This is a genomic window from Pseudomonas sp. FP215 (genome assembly GCF_030687795.1).
GTDB lineage: Bacteria > Pseudomonadota > Gammaproteobacteria > Pseudomonadales > Pseudomonadaceae > Aquipseudomonas > Aquipseudomonas salmasensis.
On sequence record NZ_CP117447.1, the window covers coordinates 4,993,369 to 5,013,419 of the forward strand.

Consider the following 20,051-nt stretch of genomic DNA (forward strand, 5'->3'; position numbering starts at 1 on the left):
CACTTCATCGAAATGCCTCGCGACACTCCTGCCAACCCAAGCCACTCTGCGCCGTCGCCTGCAGCACCATCGGCAATGCCACCCGCGCCTTGTCCTGAGTGTCGTGAAACACGATCACGCCTTTGCGCCACAGCAGCATCAGCGTCAGCACCCGTTGCGCCGACTCATCGGCCTTGAGCTTGCCCGGCTCGTCTTGGGAATCGATGTCCCATAACGCCACTTGCAAGCCCTGTTGCTGGAAGAAGCCCTGGCTGTCTGCGCGGCGCTGCCCATACGGTGGGCGGAACAAGGGCACATAATTTTCCGGCATCAGGTTCTGTACCAGCCCGGCACTGCGGGTGATGGAGCTTTGCCAGTCGACCCAATGGCTGTGGGAGCGGTACTGCCAGCCCTGAAGACCCACGCACTGCCCTTGGTACAGCGCCTGCACATCGGCAGCGGAACTGCGCTCCACGCGGGTTTGCAAGCTGCTGCCAAGGACAAAGAACGTCGCGTTCATCTTTTGCTTGCGCAGGTAATCGGTGAGCCAGTCGGTATTGCCGCTGACCGGTGCAGGGCCACCGTCGAAGGTCAGCAAAAACATCCGGTCATTGAGTTCATCACCGTTGCGCTCATGATCGCCAAAGCGCGCCACTTCACTGCTGATCTGCGGAAACAGCGCGGCCTTGCGCAACAACTCGTCCAGATAGCGTGCGTGGAAGTGCCGGCTGGGGGCGGCCCAGCCTATATAGAAAGAGTTGTCACCGACCTCGAACTTGCCGGCCTGCTCACGCAGGTCGTCCATGTTTTCCACCAGGTAGCAGAACGAGGCGTCTTCTTCGCAGCTCTGCTGGGCGAACGTGTAGTTCTCCAACAGCCGTTGCCAGAGCTGGCGACGCAGGTCGTCGATGGCAGCCAGGTTGATGATCTTCAACCCCAAGCGCTGCTTGAGCGCGGCGTCGTCCAGGGCTTCGCTGGCGAGCAGGCCATGGGCAAACATCAGAATCTCCGCACGCGAAGCCACATCGAACAGCGCCGGGCTGACGAGTTTTTCCGGCCAGGTACCACGGTCCAGGCTGGCGACATCCACCGGCGCGGCCTGGGCATTCAGGCACAGCAGGTAAGCGGACAATAAAAGCGCTAATCGCACGCGGGGTCTCCCTCTGCAGAGTCGTCGGCCACTATAGCTGATCACGTCCGCCCAGATGGCATTGGCCAGGTTCGACGGGCCTCTGGCTGGCCATGACGGATAAGTCCTACAGCTATTGCCCCTCCAATAAGTAAGAGACCTCTTGATTCCCTCCACCCTATTGAAGGGCTCGCTTACGGCTTCCTAAGATCGGCCCCTACCTGCGGCTCTGCGAGCAGCATGTTCCCCATCGTGTCCCGGCTGACGGCAATTGCAATTGGCGGGGCAACAGGAAAAAAGGAAGCTCCATGCCCCGCCAAAGCGACCTGCGATTCACGTTCGAGCCCTTGAAAGGCGATGCCTTCGATGTGGTGTCCTTCACGCTTGAAGAAGGCCTGTCCCAGCCGTTCAAACTGCATTTGGAACTGGCCAGCCACAACGCCGCCATCGACTTCAATAACGTGCTCGACCTGGCAGGGCTGTTTACGATCTGGCGCGGCGAAATGCCGGTGCGCTACGTACACGGCCTGGTCAGCCTGTTCACCCAGGGCGACACCGGCTTCCATCGCACCCGCTACACCGCCGTCATCGAACCGACCCTGGCGCGTTTCGACCTGCGCTCCAACTGGCGCATCTTTCAGGGCCAGACAGTGCCCGACATCATCACCAGTGTGCTCGCCGAGCACCGACTGACCGACATCCGCCGCGAAATCTGCTTCGACCACCAACGCCGCGAATACTGCGTACAGGCCGGCGAAACCGACCTCGATTTCATCGCCCGCCTCGCGGCCGAGGAAGGCCTTCTCTACACCTTCGAACACCGCGACGACGGCCACACCCTCGTCCTCACCGACCGCGTCGGCGGCCTGGGCACCATCGGCACGCACAAACATTGCCCCGTGATCTACCAACCCATGGCCGGCGGCGAGGCCACGGAACCGGCCTTGACCCGTTTTCACTACACCGAACAAGTACGCACCGCCCGCCAGGTACAACGCGACTACACCTTCACCCACCCGCGCTACGACCAACAGCACACCGCCACCGGCGACCAGGACCTGAAAAACCAGCACAAGGACTACGAGCGCTACGACTACCCTGGCCGCTATAAACGCGACATCGCCGGCAAACCCTTCACCAAGACCCGGCTGACCGCCCTGCGCAATGACGCCAAACTGGCGCACCTGGCCGGTGACGACGCGCGCCTGCAACCGGGGCTGGCGTTCGACCTCAACGAGCATCCCCGCGAAGACTTCAACGACCGTTGGCGCACCATCGCCATCACCCACGAAGGCAAACAGCACACCAGCTTGCAGGAAGAATCCTTTGGTAGCGGCCTCGGTACGTCTTATTCGTTGAAAGCCAGCGCCATCCGCTGGACCTCGGATTGGAAAGCCCCACTACGCGATAAACCCTGCATCGACGGCCCGCAGATTGCCACGGTGGTCGGCCCTCCAGGCGAGGAGATTTATTGCGATGAATGGGGTCGGGTCAAGGTGCAATTCCCGTGGGATCGCTCGGACAAAAACAACGATCACAGCTCATGCTGGATTCGTGTAGCGCAGGGTTGGGCCGGTGCGACCTGGGGCGCCATGGCCGTGCCGCGAATCGGTCAGGAACTGATTATTGGCTATTTGGATGGCGATCCTGACCAGCCCATCGCCACGGGCCGCACCTACCGCGAGACCAATCTGCCGCCGTATGAGCTGCCCAAACACAAGACGCGGATGACCATCAAGAGCCAAACCCATAAAGGCAATGGCTTCAATGAGCTGCGTTTTGAGGATGAGCTAGGGCACGAGGAGGTGTTTATCCATGCTGAAAAGGACAAGAACGTTCATGTCAAACATGACAACACAACGTTTGTAGGTAATAACCGCAAAGAAGAAGTAGGCAATGACGAGCAGATCACTATCGGGAACGACCAGTCCCACGTGATCGGCCGGGACCACACGCTCTCGTCGGGACGTGACCATGAGACAACTGTCGGTCGGGATCGCAGTGAGCGGGTCGGCAATAACCGCTACGACACCACAACGGCCAACCACCACAGCGAAGTGGGCGGTCACTGCCAGCAAACGATCTCGGGGCAACATCGTCTAACTGCCGGCCAAGGCATACACCACACCACCACGGTCTACCAACTGCAAGCCAGTGAGCGTGTGGTCTTCCAAAGCCCGGGAGGTAGCCTCACGCTCGACGCGCAAGGCATTCACCTCAATGGCATAGCGATAACCCTGCGTGGCCCGGTCAACGCCACAAACCCAGGCAACGGCCAAGCCCTGAAGCTGCAGCTACAGCCCGAAACAGGTCAGGCCTGTGTGGAGAAAAACCGATGAGGCCGGCGAGCGTCCAGGCGTTCGTGGCCGAACAGCATGCCCGATGCACCCTGTATTTATTACTCGACCCCTTGGCCGACTGCGCCGCAGACGATCCATTACGCATAGAGGTATTGCGCCAAACGCTCGGCGACGATGCCGTCACGCCTGTGCATCGGCCCGATCTGATCCATACGCCGTCGGCCTGCCCGGCGCTGGTGGCCCTCGCGACACCCGGAACTTCGCCGTCGCAGGAACTATTGGCGCTATCTGCCTTACGCGCTCATGAGGAGATGGATCGTCACAAGCGTTACGTGTGCGGCTGGCTCAGTAGCAGCGCCCCCTCCCAGGAGCTAAGTGCCCACATCGTTTCGCTCGGGCTACTGCCCTCGAAGCAAGGCCAAGTGTTTTTCCCGATCCATGAGCCCGTTCGGCTGGAGTTGTTGGCTGGCACCTTCGACAAAAATGAGGGGCCCTGGTGGCCAATTCGACGCTGGCTCCTGCCCACAAGCAGCGGTGCCGGCAGCGTATTGGTAGGCGCGCCCGAACGTCGCACCGTACCGGGCAGCCACACGACGGCGGTACAGCAGGACGCCCCCTTGGTTGCGGCCTTGTTGAGCGGTTGGCGTCGCGTACTCCAATTGCCGCTGGCGTATGCCCCGGCTCGCTGGAGCGGCACTACTGCGCTGCCGCCCCAAGCGGCGGCACACGCCTATATCCATATCCAGCAAGCCCGTCAGCTTGGGCTTAGCCGCCAGGACGACATCCTGACACTCGCCTTGCATCGCCTGATGCTGCATCCGCATCTGCACCAGCACACCGGCTTTCGCGCCGTGATTGAACAAGCGGTTCAGGGGCAAGCGCCGCTCAGCCAACTGCTGGTCCCCTACAACGACATCGCCTTGCAAAGGGCAGTGTCGGACCTGACCTATGCCGGAGCATCTCAATGACCTTGGGCACACAACTGGGCATCGTTATAGCCGAAACCGCCATTTCAAACGATCAATGCAAAGCTTGCCAACGTAAAGGGTTGCCCATCCTGCCATTGCGCCACGCGCTGGTGCCGCGCTCACCGAACGAGCCTGTGCGCCCGGACACCGTGCATATTGACACGCGCCTGGGCTTGCGCACCTTGCGCGCCGGCTACCTGTATGTCTTGCTGGATCGCAAAATCTGGCAGGCTTACCAGATCAGCCCGGACGGTTATCTACGTCAATTCAACCCCTACGCACCGCCGCCCGCCAACGAGACCCCGCTGTCCGATGCGTGCGTCGCGGCCAACCACGACTGCCCGGCCTCGTTCCTCAACATCGACACTGAAAAACACACCCAAGCGTGGCTGGCCTTTGCCAATGACCCGTGGCCCGCCAGCGTGCTGGACGCCTACAAGGCCGGTCAGGCTTCAGAGCGGTTCCAGACACTCGACCTCGCCAGCGCACGCGACAACCCCGCCAGCGTTGGCCTGGCCATGACCGATGAAAACCTGCAGGTGGACAAGCAGGTTTACGAATACCAACATCACCCGACGAGCCCATTGCCCATCCCTACCGAACCCGACTGGCGTTTTTATGAGCATCCCCCGCAAGAGGCAGCGCCAAGATTCGACAGCGTGCACGGTTTCCATAGCCGCGCCCATCGCCTGGGCGCGCTGAAGGGCTTCCTGCGCAGCGCCATCCCACAGCACAAGCTCCAACAAGGCGTCCTCGCGTTTGTACTGGATGACATCGTTGGCCTGGTGCAGGAACTCAACGACACGCGCAACCGCTGGGTGCAGCAGCGCCAGGCCTGGATGAACGACCCGGACCGGGCTTATCGCTACCAGACCTCTCAGTTACTGCTGGCCATTCGCGAAGTCCATCGCGAACAGGCAGAAGGCCAGACTCCCCTACCGGCGTCTGTCGAGCCCATGACCGGCGATGGCCCACCGGTATTTTCCAGCCCTGAGCAGCAACGCGAGCGAATCGTCCAGAAGCGCACACTCGCCCACAACCAGAAACTGGAGGAACGCTACGATGAACAGAGCCGTGCCCTGTTTCACCAACTGTATGAGCAGGAATGGGCCAACTATCAGCGTTACATCGACCAAAGCGCACACGCCTACGCGGCAGCCTGCCGCTCCAGCCTGTTTGCGTGTGTCGAGCAAAATGACTACGACGGTAATGACCGCCCATCAGGACGGGCCTACAGCCAGACCATGGCGCTGTGCCTTGAAGGTGGTATCAGTGAAGCACCCGCAACGCAAGATAACGGCCATACCGCCTCCCTGTGGAGTGAATGGCTGAACGACCCACAGAGCCCGATCTACCGCGCCCTTCTCTTGCGTGACAAAGGCTTGCTGGCCGATCTGTTGCCCAGTTTCAATGCAACAGGTGATGGCGACTGGAACGACAGCGAAAAGCTCTACTCTACCCTTACCAAGCTCATCGCCAACGACGACTTCAAGCAGCATGTCCGCCCCCGTCTACAGCATGCCATGGCGCAGCTCCTCGGCGCCCTCAATGCCGCTGCCGCCCGCTTGCAACCGTCACTCGGCCCTGGCGTGGGGCGGGCGGTTTCGCGTCTCAACAGTGCCAGCCAACTGCTCTACAACGGCATTCATCTGACCGAACTCAAGGTGAAGATGAAGCTCGGTGAATACTACGCCCTGCAATGCGAGCACCTGCGCAACCTGCAACGCAAGGCCGCGGATGCCATCGACCGCACCTGGGAAGGCCTCAAGGACGAGTTGGGCAAAACCGACGAAGAGGCCCGCAAGGTGCGCAGACAGGTGCGCCCGTTGATTCAGGGCGGCCTGCTCAGCCTGGCAGTGCTGGACCCAAAAATAGCCAACCTCAGCGTGACCCTCAGCGTCTGGGTGGAAGGCCAGGTCACCGAGCTGCAGGACAGCCTGATGCGCCAGGCCAACCTCGGCGTGGATCAACTGGGCAAAGGTGCCCACGCTGCGCTAGTCGAAATCGCAGTTGGGGTTGGCACCCTGGACCCGCAGGCGCGCAAGGTGTTGCAGGGGGTCAAGGTGTCCTCGTACCTGGCGGCTGGATGGGTTCGCACCGGCTTTACCGGGCTGCGTGGCGCGGTCGGCAGTAGCGAGTTTTTGATGGCGATGGGCGGGATGTACCTGCTTAGCGACTCTCTGAACAAAAGTCTCAAGGACGCGGAGAAAGCCATGGGCGAAAAGGCCGTTGAGGCCAGGTTGGCGGTGTATGGCAGTAGCTTGGGGGTGTTGGGTGGAGGGGTGGAAATTGTAGGCATTGCATTGGAAAAGGGGGCGGAACGGGTGCAACAGGTCAGCAGCTTGTCTACCAGGGCGATAGCTAACGCAACAGCGACTTCACGGGTGGGCAACGTATTCGTACGGGCCGGGGGGAGTATTGGTGCTGTGGCGGGACTGTACGATGCTACGCGAGCAGGGTTTGCTGCTAATCGTGCCTCCAAAGCGGGTGATACCTCGGCTGCAGCAGGATATGTCTTCTCTTCCGCTGCTTCAGGTTTCGGAGCTGTCGCAGGTGTTCTAGCCGCAGCATCAGGAAACATGGTTCTGCTGGGGCCGTTGGGTATAGCCGTACTGCTCGGACTAGTAGGTTATGCATTTTACAGATGGGCCGAAGACGAAGAGTCAACACGCTTCGACCACTGGGCACGCCGTTGTTATTTCGGAAAACACAACGAAAACCCGCCCATTCATTGGATTAAATCTGAACATGCCCACATCGCCATCGCAGAACTCAATGCCGCGACCATTGGCGTTGAGGCCGGCGTCAACTTTCGCTTGCGAATCGTCGATAGCGGCTCGCATGGCTGGGGCGGTCCCATGGGCAGCGTTGGCGCGCAGGTCCATGAACAGCACCTCGAATATCGCTTGGTTCTGCCGTTCTTCGATGCCAACCGGTCGGCCTATCGTTGGTCACTGACAGTGCATCGCCACGGCGACGGCACGGCCAACCAGTACACCGGCGGAGAAGTGCTGGCCGAAGGCGAGTTGAATCCCCCCACCCTGGCAACCGCAGCCAGCGAGCGCCGAGCAGCGCTGGCTGTACCCAAACGCCCGAACAAGCCAGATTACCGAGCCGACAGCACCCTGCCCACGCAGGAGGTTCGCACCGTCTCATTGCCCGATAACCGTACCTCGCAGGTCAACGACATTAAAGGCGCAGTTGTACTGTTGCCCGACCGCCGCCGGCACAACATTGAAGCGGCAACCTTGTCGGTAACCTACTGGCCCGATCGCGACATTCACGATGCCTACGCCGAGCTCATCTTGATGGATAGCTTGTAAACCACAGCCTTGGGTGAGCTCGGCATGGGCATTTGCCTACTTTTCCCATAGCAACAATCGCGTGCCTGCTTATGGTTGCCTGCTGCCCGCTTGAAACGAAGGTAAAAAAACAGCTCTCACCCCAACTGGAACTACTCCAATGCTATTCACAACACCTTTACTCGACAAACCTGCTCCTGGCTGGAAGCGCGATCTGCCGGGACCAAACGAGTCGCCTTCTATTGAGCCGTACCCTTCAGCACTCTCGAATCCACCCAATCATGCTGACGATGTGTACCTTGAGTTGGCACGTGCCACAGTAAGGACTCGTGGGGTTGGTGTTTGGATAGCCCCTTTTATATTCATGATGTCCATGGCTTTTCCGATCAGTTTGATCATGTTTGTTGTGACAGAGCAAAGCGCGCCCCCCTTAGTACTGATTTTTTTTGGGCCTATTGGATTTATCACAGGCATATGGTTGGGCGTTTACGCTTGGCGAATGGACGTTGACCCTCCCCGCGACGAACCCATCCGCTTCAACCGCATCCGACGCAAAGTCTACGTCTACCGCTTTTACCGCGACGGCCTAAGGCCCTTCAGCCGCACCGCTTGGGGCGTTCGGGCCGAAGTCTATGACTGGGATAACCTGCGTGCCGAAGCCTGCAGTGTGTACGGCCCCATGGGCAGTGGCGGCCTCATCGAAACCGTCACCCTTGCCGTGGTGAAACCTGGCACCCACCAGGTAATAGATCGTTTTCATTTCGCCCATGAAATTCAACAAGGCGAAATGTACTGGGCCATGGCCCAACTCTTCATGCAACAAGGCCCGCAAGCCCTGCCCACTTTCCCCCGCCCACCTCGTGACTGGAACAACGAAGACGTGAGCTCCAATCTCGCGCGTCGCTTGGCCCCCAAAGTGCGATGGCCAGCCGAACTAGACCTGGAGTCACGCACCGAGCCCTGACTACAAGCCATCAACCGAAGCAGCCTCGATACAACAGGCTAAAGATTACAAGCGGCGTTCAGCCCGAACTTGGAACAGCTCATCATGGTATTTAAAACACCTTTACTCGACAAACCTGCTCCTGGCTGGAAGCACGATCTGCCGGGACCCAACGAATCGCCCTCCAACGAACCGTATCCACCCGTACTATCGAATCCGCCCAATCATGTTGACGATGTATATTTTGAACTGGCACGCGCCACAGTGCGAACTCGGGGGATTGGTATTTGGATAGCTCTTTTTATGTTCCTGCTGTCCATGGTTACACCAGCAGGTATGATTAGCTATGTTGTCACGGAGCAACACCTCCCTCCCTTAGTGCTAAGTTTGCTAGGCCCCATCGTATTTATTACTGGCATATGGCTAGGCATTTATATCTGGCGAATGGACGTTGACCCTCCCCGCGACGAACCCATCCGCTTCAACCGCTTCCGACGCAAAGTCTACGTCTACCGCTTTTACCGCGACGGCCTCAGACCCTTCAGCCGCACCGCCTGGGGCGTTCGGGCCGAAGTCTATGACTGGGATAACCTGCGTGCCGAAGCCAGCAGCGTGTACGGCCCCATGGGCAGTGGCGGCCTCATCGAAACCGTCACCCTTGCCGTGGTGAAACCTGGCACCCACCAAGTAATAGATCGTTTTCATTTCGCCCACGAAATTCAACAAGGCGAAATGTACTGGGCCATGGCCCAACTGTTCATGCAACAAGGCCCGCAAGCCCTGCCCGCTTTTCCCCGCCCACCTCGTGACTGGAACAACGAAGACGTGACCTTCAATCTCGCGCGTCGCTTGGCGCCCAAAGTGCGATGGCCAGCCGAACTAGACCTGGAGTCACGCACCGCCCCCTGACTACAAGCCGTCAACCCAAGCAGCCTCGCGAAGTGGGGTCCCGTATTGGCGAAGAAGGCGTCCGCCAGGAACTGGGTCGGCGAAAGGCAGGAAGGCGAAGACAGTGCCTATCACCATCATAGGTGGAGTCAAAACGCCCAACCCCCTAGAATCGCGCCCACGCTACACGCCACGATTCCAGGAGCCAACTTCATGCTGATGGTGATTTCCCCCGCCAAAACCCTCGACTTCGAGTCCAAGCCGGTCACTGCGCGCTTCACCCAGCCGCAGTACCTGGACCACTCCCAGGAACTGATCGAGCAACTGCGCGAACTGAGCCCGGCGCAAATCAGTGAGTTGATGCACGTCTCCGACAAGATCGGTGGCCTCAACGCCGCGCGCTTCGGCAGCTGGACGCCGGCCTTCACTGCGGACAACGCCAAGCAGGCGCTGCTGGCGTTCAAGGGCGATGTGTATACCGGCCTGAATGCCGAGACGTTCAGCGATGCCGATTTCAGCTACGCCCAGGACCACCTGCGCATGCTCTCGGGGCTCTACGGCTTGCTGCGCCCATTGGATTTGATGATGCCGTACCGCCTGGAGATGGGCACCAAGCTGGCCAATGCCCGTGGCAAGGACCTCTATGCCTTCTGGGGTACGCGCATCAGCGAGTGGTTGAATGAAGCACTGGCCGAGCAAGGCGACGATGTGCTGCTCAACTTGGCGTCCAATGAGTATTTTTCGGCGGTCAAGCGCACGGCGTTGAAGGCGCGGATCATCAATACCGAGTTCAAGGACCTGAAGAACGGTCAGTACAAGATCATCAGCTTCTACGCGAAAAAAGCCCGAGGCATGATGAGCCGGTTTGTGATTGAAGAACGCATCAGCGACCCGGCACAGCTCAAGCAGTTCGATGTGCAGGGTTACCGCTTCAATGCGGAGCAGTCCAAGCCGGACAACCTGGTGTTTTTGCGCGATCACGCACCGGAATAAGGCCTGTACAGCCACCCACATCAACTGTGGGAGCTGGCTTGCCTGCGATAGCGGTGGGTCAGCCGACTCACCTGTTGCTGATACACCGCTATCGCAGGCAAGCCAGCTCCCACATTTTTGTCTGCATTTCAGCCCCAGAATCGTCATTTATTTGGCGTCAAAAAATATTTCGACACATCCCTAACAATTTCTTCACTCGACACTCGTCGGTTTTTTTCGTAGTGGCACCACTTTTTTTTAACGGTAGTGGCACAAAACTATCCTCTCGCACCAACTCCCCATAACTACTGGCCTAAATAGCAAGTGCTATCAATATAGTACCAGTGCCATCTTTTCTAATATTTCAAAAAATTTCCGGAAAGGGGATGAGCGGCCCGGAACTTCGTCCTGAAGCACCGCTCATACCACCGGTAACGAAATTCTCTGTTTACGTAAGAGATGACTTACATACCGACCAATGGAAGTAGCCAAGTTGTCATAAAGCACTTTGGCTCGAGGGTCATATCATCAACTGATTGAGTTGAGGGCGGCGATAAGGACTCATTGCCAACCCCCTAAAGGCCAAGGCAGCGCTGACCTAAATGAGCCAGTGTTAACACCCAAGGCATTGATATCAAAAGGCTTATTGCCTGTATCAAAGCCCAGCGGCACTGGCGCCGGACCCTTCCGCCACGGAAAACCGGCTGCATTTCAGGGCAAGCCCCAATAACAAGGCCACGTTGCGCACAACTTGAGTGCAATAGTTAGTCACTCGCTATTTAACATGCCTGCACGCGGTAAGTCGGCGTCTATTCGCCTAACTTTCGCGGCATCAGTGACGCTTGCAAACATGAACTCCGGCCATCTAATGGCATGATTTAAACATAGAGGTAATTGCGATGCGCATCAGCATATTTGGTTTGGGTTACGTTGGCGCCGTGTGTGCCGGTTGCCTGTCTGCCCGTGGCCATGAAGTGGTCGGCGTAGACATCTCCAAGGAAAAGATCGACCTGATCAATGCGGGTAAATCCCCCATCGTTGAACCAGGTCTGGGCGAACTGTTGAGCCAAGGCATCGCAACCGGTCGACTGCGCGGTACCACCAACTTCGCCGAAGCCATCCGCGACACCGACCTATCGATGATCTGCGTGGGTACGCCGAGCAAGAAAAACGGCGACCTGGAACTGAACTACATCGAGTCGGTATGCCGCGAGATCGGTTTTGTACTGCGTGACAAGACCACCCGCCACACCATCGTGGTGCGCAGCACCGTACTGCCAGGCACCGTGGCCAACGTGGTGATCCCGATCCTCGAAGACTGTTCCGGCAAGAAAGCCGGCGTTGATTTCGGCGTCGCGGTCAACCCGGAGTTCCTGCGTGAATCCACCGCCATCGCCGACTACGACCTGCCGCCGATGACCGTCATCGGTGAGTTCGACACCGCCTCCGGCGATGTCCTGCAGTCGCTGTACGAAGAACTCGATGCGCCGATCATCCGCAAGGACATCGCCGTCGCCGAAATGATCAAGTACACCTGCAACGTGTGGCACGCCACCAAAGTCACCTTCGCCAACGAGATCGGCAACATTGCCAAGGCTGTCGGCGTCGACGGTCGCGAAGTGATGGAAGTGGTCTGCCAGGACAAGACCCTCAACCTGTCCCAGTACTACATGCGCCCAGGCTTCGCCTTCGGTGGCTCGTGCCTGCCAAAAGACGTGCGCGCCCTCACCTACCGCGCCGGCTCTCTGGACGTGGAAGCGCCGCTGCTCAACTCGCTGATGCGCAGCAACGAGTCCCAGGTACAGAACGCCTTCGACATCGTCTCCAGCCACGAAAAACGCAAAGTTGCGCTGCTGGGCCTGAGCTTCAAGGCCGGCACCGACGACCTGCGCGAAAGCCCGCTGGTAGAACTGGCAGAAATGCTGATCGGCAAGGGCTACGACCTGAGCATCTACGACAGCAACGTCGAATACGCCCGTGTGCACGGCGCGAACAAGGACTACATCGAGGGCAAGATCCCCCACGTGTCGTCCCTGCTCAACTCGGATTTCGATGATGTGATCAACAACTCCGACGTGATCATCCTCGGTAACCGTGACGAGAAGTTCCGTGCCCTGGCGCATAACGCTCCGGAAGGCAAACAAGTGGTCGACCTGGTGGGCTTCATGTCCAAGGCCACCAGCGTGAGCGGCCGTACCGAAGGTATTTGCTGGTAACAGCAACGGCAAGTTTCAGGCTGCAAGTGGCTTTATCCCCAGCGCTTGCAGCCTGAAGCCTCCTCACCTTGCGGATGACGCTTATGTCCAAGTTAAAACATGTATTTCTGCAATCGGCCGGCTGGCTGTTCTTTCTCAGCCTGCTGATGGGTCTCGCCCTGCTGTTGCCGGCGAGCACCTTCGATTCGCAATCGAAGAATTTTATTTTCCTGATTGGTGCCGTGGGTATCTGGCGCTACTCGATGGGCGCGACGCATTTCTTTCGCGGCATGCTGTTCCTGTACGTGGTGTACCCGCACCTGCGCCGCAAAGTGCGCAAGCTGGGCAAAGCCGCCGACCCGTCCCATGTGTTCCTGATGGTCACCAGTTTTCGTATCGACGCGCTGACCACCGCCCAGGTCTACAGCTCGGTGATTCGCGAAGCCATCGACTGCGGCTTCCCCACCACCGTGGTGTGCTCGCTGGTAGAAATGTCCGATGAGCTGCTGGTCAAAAGCCTCTGGGAAAAACTCAACCCGCCGGCTCACGTCAAGCTCGACTTCGTGCGCATCGCCGGTACCGGCAAGCGTGACGGCCTGGCGTTTGGTTTCCGCGCCATCTCCCGCCACTTGCCCGACGACCGCGCCGTGGTCGCCGTGATCGATGGCGACACCGTGCTGGCCGAAGGCGTGGTGCGCAAGACCGTGCCGTGGTTCCAGCTGTTCGGCAATGTCGGTGGCCTGACCACCAACGAATTCTGCGAAGTGCGCGGCGGCTACATCATGAGCGAATGGCACAAACTGCGCTTCGCCCAACGCCACATCAACATGTGCTCCATGGCCCTGTCCAAGCGCGTGCTGACCATGACCGGGCGCATGTCGGTGTTCCGTGCCAGCGTAGTGACCGACCCGGGTTTTATCGCCGACGTGGAAAGTGACTCGCTGCAACACTGGCGCCTGGGCCGGTTCAAGTTCCTCACCGGGGATGACAAGTCCAGCTGGTTCAGCCTGATGCGCCTGGGCTACGACACCTTCTACGTGCCGGATGCGGCGATCAACACCGTGGAACACCCGCCGGAAAAGAGCTTCATCAAGGCCAGCCGCAAGCTGATGTTCCGCTGGTACGGCAACAACCTGCGCCAGAACTCCCGCGCGCTCGGCCTGGGCGTGCGTCGCCTCGGCCTGTTCACCAGCGTGGTGTTGTTCGACCAGCGCGTGTCGATGTGGACCTCCCTGCTCGGCCTGACCGTGGCAATGATCGCCACCTTCAAGTACGGCGGCGCGTTCATCCTCGCCTACCTGCTGTGGATCGGCATTACCCGCCTGATCCTCACCCTGCTGTTGTCGTGCTCCGGCCACAAGATCGGCCCGGCCTACCCGCTGATTCTCTATTACAACCAGATCATGGGCGCGTTGGTGAAGATCTACGTGTTCTTCCGCCTTGATCAACAGTCCTGGACCCGCCAGGACACCAAACTGACCCGCGATTTGGCCAGCTTTCAACGTTGGTTCAACACCTGGTCGTCTCGGACCATGACCTTCTCCGCCGGCAGCATCTTCGTTGCCGTGTTGCTGATGATGGTCTGACCCAGCCAAGCCTGAATTAACCTAGGAATTACACCCGATGAATAGCCAAGTAAACGCCAACGTTGTCCATGAATCCGAAGCTCAGCGCCAACACGCCCGGGTCAAAATCCCGGCCAAGCTTCGCTTCTTCAACAGCGACCGCACGCCGACTGAGGCGAAGGTTATCGACCTGTCCGCCGGCGGCCTGGCCTTCACCGCTACCCAGCCGCTCACCATCGGCCAAGTGCACAAAGGCCGCCTGCAGTTCGTGATCGATAACCTCGGCCTGGCCATGGACGTGGAGCTGCAGATTCGCTCCTACGACCGCCAGACCGGCCGCACCGGTTGCCAGTTCCAGAACCTCGATGCCCAGGATATTTCCACCCTGCGCCACCTGATCACCTCGCACCTGTCCGGCGACATCGTGACCATGGGCGACGTGCTCGCGACCCTGCAACGCGACAACTTCACCAAGGCACGCAAGGTCAAGGACGGCGGCAGCGGCATGACCGCGTTCGGTCGTCTGCGCGCCGTGACCTTCAGCCTGGCGATCTTTTTGGTGGGCCTGGCGGCCTTCGGTTTTGTGGTCAAGTCGCTCTACGGCATGTACTTCGTCAGCCACGCCCAGGCCGGCCTCGTCAGCGTACCGGGCATGAACGTGACCATGCCCCGTGACGGCACCGTGCAAAGCCTGCTCAAAGGTGATTCGGTAGCGGCCAAAGGTGCGCCACTGGCGACCTTCAGCACCAGCATGCTCGATGTGCTCAAGGGCCACTTGGACGAAGACCAGTTGCAACCGGCCAAGGTCGAGGAACTGTTCGGCAAGCAAATGACCGGCACCCTGACCTCGCCTTGCGATTGCGTGGTGGCCCAGCAACTGGTCGCCGACGGCCAGTACGCCAGCAAGGGTGATGTGATCTTCCAACTGGTGCCACGCGGCAGCCAGGCCAATGTGGAAGCGCGCTTCAGCTATCGCCAGTTCGGTGATGTGCGCCCAGGTACGCAGGTGAACTTCCAGGTCGCCGACGAAGAACAAGTGCGCACCGGCACCATCGTCAGCAGCACCAGCCTGAACAGCGCCGACCTGTCTTCTGACATCCGCGTGCAGATCAAGCCTGATGCACCGCTGGACAGCACCTATGCCGGCCGCCCGGTGGAAGTCACCAGCGACCGTGGCCCATCGCTGAACTGGCTGATCGACAAAGCCATGGCTCACGGTCTGTAAGCGAGGACATGCCTGTGACTCTTCCAAATACACCGTTGACCCATGTGGGAGCCGGGCTTGCCCGCGATGCAGGCGACTCGGTGCATCAGTTGCACCGCAGCGATGCCATCGCAGGCAAGCCAGCTCCCACACAGAGCAGATTTCACTTGGCCTCTGCGTACTGCGCGCTGGCACTGGCCGTGAGCCTGGCCGGTTGCGCCGGCCTGCCCGACCAACGCCTGGCCAATGAAGCGCTGAAACGCGGCGACACCGCCACCGCGCAGCAGAATTACCAGCAACTGGCAGAACTGGGTTACAGCGAGGCCCAAGTGGGCCTGGCCGATATCCAGGTCGGCACCCGCGACCCGGCGCAAATCAAGCAGGCCGAAGCCACCTACCGTGCAGCGGCAGACACCTCGCCCCGCGCCCAGGCACGCCTCGGCCGCCTGTTGGTGGCCAAGCCCGGCGCCACCGAGGCCGAACACCACGAAGCCGAAAGCCTACTGAAAAAAGCCTTTGCCAATGGCGAAGGCAATACCTTGATCCCGCTGGCAATGCTGTACCTGCAATACCCGCACAGCTTTCCCAACGTGAATGCCCAGCAGCAGATCAGCCAATGGCAGGCAGCCGGTTACCCGGAAGCCGGCCTGGCCCAGGTGCTGCTGTATCGCACCCAGGGTACCTACGACCAGCATCTGGATGACGTGGAGCGCATCTGCAAAGCCGCGCTGAACACCACCGATATCTGCTACGTCGAGCTGGCCACGGTCTATCAGAAAAAACAGCAGCCGGAACAACAGGCCGAACTGCTCAAGCAGATGGAAGCAGGCTACAGCCGCGGCACCGTCACCGCCCAGCGCGTCGACAGCGTCGCCCGCGTACTCGGCGATGCCACCCTTGGCACCCCGGACGAGAAAACCGCCCAGGCGTTGCTTGAAAAAATCGCCCCCGGCTACCCGGCGTCCTGGGTCAGCCTGGCGCAACTGCTCTACGACTTCCCCGAACTGGGCGACGTCGACCAGATGATGAAGTACTTGGACAACGGCCGCGCCGCCGACCAACCACGCGCCGAATTGTTGCTGGGCAAGCTCTACTACGAAGGCAAGTGGGTGCCCGCCGATGCCAAGGCCGCCGAGGCGCATTTCGAGAAAGCCGTGGGCCGTGAAGTGGCCGCCGATTACTACCTCGGCCAGATCTACCGCCGTGGCTACCTGGGCAAGGTTTACCCGCAAAAAGCCCTGGACCACCTGCTGACCGCAGCGCGCAACGGCCAGAACAGCGCCGACTTCGCCATCGCCCAACTGTTTTCCCAAGGCAAGGGCACCAAGCCCGACCCATTGAACGCCTATGTCTTCAGCCAGTTGGCCAAGGCCCAGGACACGCCAGAAGCCAATGACCTGGCCACCCAGCTCGAAGCGCCGCTGACCCCTGCGCAACGCGCCGAAGGCCAACGCCTGGTGCAACAGGAACTGGCCGCCCGCGGCACCCTGGCCCAAAGCACGCTGCAACTGCACGCCCTGCAAGAAGAAGACGGCGAGGAATCCCTATGAAGCTCAACCCATTCGTCAAGGCCGGCATCGGCCTGTCCTTCGCCCTGCTGTGGTCGTGCCCGACCCTGGCCGCGCTCACCGAAGCGAAGAACTTCGGCCTGGAAGTCAAAGCCACCGCGCAGTCTGAAGATGACCGCGACCTCGGCACCCAGAAAGGCGGCGACGTCAACGGCATCGGTCTGGACCTGCGCCCCTGGATCTACGGCGAAAGCGGCGCGTGGAGCGCCTACGCCATGGGCCAGGCAGTGGTGTCCAGCGACATCATCGAGACCGACACCCTGCAACAGTCGGCCGATGACACCACCGAACAGCAGTCGAGCAACGACGACCGCAAGGCCAAGAAAAACTACCTGGCCCTGCGTGAGTTCTGGGTCGGCTACAGCGGCTTCACGCCCTACCCCGGCGAGATCCTCAAGTTCGGCCGCCAGCGCCTGCGCAATGACGACGGCCAATGGCGCGACACCAACATCGAAGCGTTGAACTGGACCTTTGACACCACCTTGCTCAAGGCCAATGTCGGCGCCGCCGAACGCTTCAGCGAATACCGCACCGACCTCAAGGAACTGTCACCGGTCGACAAAGACCGCCAGCACTTCTACGCCGACGCCGCCTACCAGTGGACGCCGGGCCAGTGGATCGGCGTGCGCGGCCACCACACCCACGACGACGGCAAGCTCGACTACGCCGAACCGGGTGTGGCCAGCGACCCGTTGGACAAGCGCGAAAACGGCGACCTGACCTGGCTGGGCATCGAAGCCAACAGCGACGCCTACAACTGGCGCAACACCAACACCGTCAACTACTGGGCGAGCATCACCGGCATGCGCGGCGACCGCGACAAGGTCAACGCCTTGAACGCCGACGGCACGCGCCCCACCAGCGCCAAGCGCAGCGATGACCTGAGCGGCTGGGCCACCGACATCGGCGTGCGCCTGCGCCTGGACCCGCAGTGGCAAGTCGGCGCGGCCTATTCGCGCGCCAGTGCCGAGTACGAGCAGAACGGCCTGCAAAGCAACCGTTCGAACTGGACCGGCACCCAATCGCGCGTGCATCGCTTCGGTGAAGCGTTTCGCGGCGAGATGAACAACATGCAGTCCATGAGCCTGTTCGGTTCCTGGCAGCTGCGCGAGGACTACGACGCCAGCCTGGTGTACCACAAGTTCTGGCGCGTGGACGGCAACAAGCCGGTGGGCAGCAACGGTATCGACGCGGTGCAGAACAACACCGATGACGTCACCGGCGCGATCCTCTCCAGCACCTCCCTGCCCCTTGAAGACGGCAAGAAAGACCTCGGCCAAGAGATGGACCTGGTGGTCACCAAGTACTTCAAGAAAGGCTTGCTGCCTGCGGCGCTGAGCCAGTCGATCGACGAGCCATCGGCCCTGGTGCGCTTGCGTGCCGGCGTGTTCAAGCCCGGCGATGCCTATGGCAGCCAGGTCGACTCCTACATGCACCGCGCGTTTGTCGACGTGGTCTGGAAATTCTGATGGGAGCCCGCGCCATGAATGCTCAAAGCCTACTCGTCGCGGCAATGCTGATGGCCAGCGCCACAGCGTTCGCCGATACGGCGGCCAAGGCGCCGACCATCGCCAAGGAACTGCAACAGGCCAAGACCTACACCATTTCCAGCCCACCCACCGCGCCGCTGGAAATGGCCAAGCCGGCGCTGCCCGACCTGTCGGGCTACACCGCGCAGGCGATGGAAAAGAAGATCGTCAAGACCAAGACGGGCAAAATCAGCATCCGCCGCATGATGCAGGAAGACGCGCTCAAGGACTTTATCGGCGGCGATAACAAGATGGCCGAATGGGTGGTGCGCCAGCACGGCATTCCCCAGGCGATCTTCGTCGACGACGGCTACATGAACCTCAAGGACCTGCTGGGCAAGGTGCCCAAGCAGTACTTCAGCGAAACCTCGCCGGGCGTGTTCCTGGCCAAGTTGCCGATCGTGGTAGGCCGTAAAGGCATCCTCGATATCGACAAAAACACCCAGGAGCTGCGCCTGTCCCAGCAAGCCGGTTCGTTTTTGATCAACGACGGCCAACTGTTCGTGCGCGATACCAAGGTCACCGGTTGGGACGAAAAAGCCAACGGCCCGGCGCTGTTCAAGTCGGCCAAGGAGTTCCGCCCGTTCCTGCTGGCCTGGGGCGGCACCGAGACCTATATCTCCAAAACCAAGATGGCCAGCTTCGGTTACGCCAACAGTAAGTCGTACGGGGTGAGTATTTCCCAGTACACGCCGAACATGGCCAAAGTGCTCAAGCGCCCTGAGCCGACCGGTTGGATCATCGATTCCGAGTTCTCGGACATGTGGTACGGCTTCTACTGCTACGAGACCACAGGCTTTGTGATCAAGGGCAATACCTACAAAGACAACATCGTCTACGGCATTGACCCCCATGACCGTTCCCACGGCCTGATTATCGCGGACAACACCGTGTACGGCACCAAGAAGAAGCACGGCATCATCATTTCCCGGGAAGTGAACGACAGCTTCATCTTCAACAACCGCAGCTATGACAACAAGCTCTCGGGCCTGGTGATCGACCGTAACAGCGTCAACAACCTGATCGCCGACAACGAGATCTACCGCAACCACACCGACGGCATCACCCTCTATGAGAGCGGTGACAACCTGCTGTGGGGCAACAAAGTGATCAGCAACCGTCGCCACGGGATCCGCGTGCGTAACAGCGTGAACATCAAGCTCTACGAAAACACCTCGATGGCCAACGGGCTGACCGGCGTGTACGGCCACATCAAAGACTTGACCGACACCGACCGCGACATCGCCCTCGACCCGTTCGACGCCAAGGTCTCGCTGATCGTGGTTGGCGGTGAACTGGCGGGTAACGGCAGCGGGCCGCTGTCCATCGACTCGCCGTTGAGTATCGAGCTGTATCGCGTGTCGATGCTGGCGCCGACCAAATCCAGCGGCATCAGCTTCTCCGGCATCCTGGGTGACCGCCAGGAAGAAATTCTCGACCTGCTGGTACGCCAGCAGAAAGCCGTGCTGATCGACCCCGTCGAACGCCAGACCGAATTGCAGGACTGAG

At 60.0% G+C, this 20,051-nt stretch carries 13 protein-coding genes; 12 read left to right on the top strand and 1 reads right to left on the bottom strand.

Features of this window, described 5'->3' with window-relative positions; translation table 11 throughout:
* Window positions 1-4: 4 nt before the first annotated feature.
* On the bottom strand, window positions 5-1,129 hold the full coding sequence (locus tag PSH76_RS22615; protein WP_305492962.1) for a polysaccharide deacetylase family protein: 1,125 nt from the start codon (window positions 1,127-1,129) through the stop codon (window positions 5-7).
* 287 nt (window positions 1,130-1,416) lie between these two features.
* On the opposite strand from PSH76_RS22615, the gene PSH76_RS22620 reads away from it, so the two are divergent.
* The 12 genes from PSH76_RS22620 (at window position 1,417) to algG (ending at window position 20,050) form a co-directional block, all read left to right on the top strand.
* Complete coding sequence (locus tag PSH76_RS22620) at window positions 1,417-3,447, top strand: type VI secretion system Vgr family protein (protein WP_305492963.1); 2,031 nt, start codon at window positions 1,417-1,419, stop codon at window positions 3,445-3,447.
* Complete coding sequence (locus PSH76_RS22625) at window positions 3,444-4,376, top strand: hypothetical protein (RefSeq protein ID WP_305492964.1); 933 nt, start codon at window positions 3,444-3,446, stop codon at window positions 4,374-4,376. Before PSH76_RS22620 ends, PSH76_RS22625 begins: the two co-directional genes overlap by 4 nt.
* Entirely contained in the window at window positions 4,373-7,699 is a 3,327-nt protein-coding gene (locus PSH76_RS22630) for a T6SS effector BTH_I2691 family protein (RefSeq protein WP_305492965.1), read from the top strand. Before PSH76_RS22625 ends, PSH76_RS22630 begins: the two co-directional genes overlap by 4 nt.
* A gap of 478 nt (window positions 7,700-8,177) precedes the next feature.
* Window positions 8,178-8,642, top strand: coding sequence for a DUF6708 domain-containing protein (locus PSH76_RS22635; protein ID WP_305492966.1), 465 nt, complete (start codon window positions 8,178-8,180; stop codon window positions 8,640-8,642).
* 423 nt (window positions 8,643-9,065) lie between these two features.
* Window positions 9,066-9,530 carry a DUF6708 domain-containing protein gene (locus PSH76_RS22640; protein ID WP_305492967.1) on the top strand — a complete coding sequence of 155 codons (465 nt, stop codon included), beginning with the start codon at window positions 9,066-9,068 and terminating at the stop codon, window positions 9,528-9,530.
* Window positions 9,531-9,722: 192 nt separating this feature from the next.
* Complete coding sequence (gene yaaA, locus PSH76_RS22645; protein WP_305492968.1) at window positions 9,723-10,502, top strand: peroxide stress protein YaaA; 780 nt, start codon at window positions 9,723-9,725, stop codon at window positions 10,500-10,502.
* A gap of 878 nt (window positions 10,503-11,380) precedes the next feature.
* Window positions 11,381-12,697: a nucleotide sugar dehydrogenase gene (locus PSH76_RS22650; RefSeq protein ID WP_032893483.1), complete on the top strand. Its 1,317-nt coding sequence runs from the start codon at window positions 11,381-11,383 to the stop codon at window positions 12,695-12,697.
* 83 nt (window positions 12,698-12,780) lie between these two features.
* On the top strand, window positions 12,781-14,262 hold the full coding sequence (alg8, locus tag PSH76_RS22655) for a mannuronan synthase (protein WP_003188740.1): 1,482 nt from the start codon (window positions 12,781-12,783) through the stop codon (window positions 14,260-14,262).
* 37 nt (window positions 14,263-14,299) lie between these two features.
* Window positions 14,300-15,466: an alginate biosynthesis protein Alg44 gene (locus PSH76_RS22660; protein WP_032893484.1), complete on the top strand. Its 1,167-nt coding sequence runs from the start codon at window positions 14,300-14,302 to the stop codon at window positions 15,464-15,466.
* An 8-nt stretch (window positions 15,467-15,474) separates the two neighbouring features.
* Window positions 15,475-16,995: an alginate biosynthesis TPR repeat lipoprotein AlgK gene (gene algK / locus PSH76_RS22665; RefSeq protein WP_370874607.1), complete on the top strand. Its 1,521-nt coding sequence runs from the start codon at window positions 15,475-15,477 to the stop codon at window positions 16,993-16,995.
* Complete coding sequence (locus PSH76_RS22670; RefSeq protein ID WP_032893487.1) at window positions 16,992-18,482, top strand: alginate export family protein; 1,491 nt, start codon at window positions 16,992-16,994, stop codon at window positions 18,480-18,482. The genes algK and PSH76_RS22670 overlap by 4 nt, the downstream gene beginning before the upstream one ends.
* Window positions 18,482-20,050, top strand: coding sequence for a mannuronan 5-epimerase AlgG (gene algG / locus PSH76_RS22675; RefSeq protein WP_138761328.1), 1,569 nt, complete (start codon window positions 18,482-18,484; stop codon window positions 20,048-20,050). The genes PSH76_RS22670 and algG overlap by 1 nt, the downstream gene beginning before the upstream one ends.
* Window position 20,051 lies beyond the last annotated feature (1 nt).

What these genes read in the sequence shown, in the direction of transcription:
- PSH76_RS22620 (WP_305492963.1), top strand. Translation starts at nt 1,417, where the DNA reads ATGCCCCGCCAAAGCGACCTGCGATTCACGTTCGAGCCCTTGAAAGGC.
- PSH76_RS22625 (WP_305492964.1), top strand. Translation starts at nt 3,444, where the DNA reads ATGAGGCCGGCGAGCGTCCAGGCGTTCGTGGCCGAACAGCATGCCCGA.
- PSH76_RS22630 (WP_305492965.1), top strand. Translation starts at nt 4,373, where the DNA reads ATGACCTTGGGCACACAACTGGGCATCGTTATAGCCGAAACCGCCATT.
- PSH76_RS22635 (WP_305492966.1), top strand. Translation starts at nt 8,178, where the DNA reads ATGGACGTTGACCCTCCCCGCGACGAACCCATCCGCTTCAACCGCATC.
- PSH76_RS22640 (WP_305492967.1), top strand. Translation starts at nt 9,066, where the DNA reads ATGGACGTTGACCCTCCCCGCGACGAACCCATCCGCTTCAACCGCTTC.
- yaaA (WP_305492968.1), top strand. Translation starts at nt 9,723, where the DNA reads ATGCTGATGGTGATTTCCCCCGCCAAAACCCTCGACTTCGAGTCCAAG.
- PSH76_RS22650 (WP_032893483.1), top strand. Translation starts at nt 11,381, where the DNA reads ATGCGCATCAGCATATTTGGTTTGGGTTACGTTGGCGCCGTGTGTGCC.
- alg8 (WP_003188740.1), top strand. Translation starts at nt 12,781, where the DNA reads ATGTCCAAGTTAAAACATGTATTTCTGCAATCGGCCGGCTGGCTGTTC.
- PSH76_RS22660 (WP_032893484.1), top strand. Translation starts at nt 14,300, where the DNA reads ATGAATAGCCAAGTAAACGCCAACGTTGTCCATGAATCCGAAGCTCAG.
- algK (WP_370874607.1), top strand. Translation starts at nt 15,475, where the DNA reads ATGCCTGTGACTCTTCCAAATACACCGTTGACCCATGTGGGAGCCGGG.
- PSH76_RS22670 (WP_032893487.1), top strand. Translation starts at nt 16,992, where the DNA reads ATGAAGCTCAACCCATTCGTCAAGGCCGGCATCGGCCTGTCCTTCGCC.
- algG (WP_138761328.1), top strand. Translation starts at nt 18,482, where the DNA reads ATGGGAGCCCGCGCCATGAATGCTCAAAGCCTACTCGTCGCGGCAATG.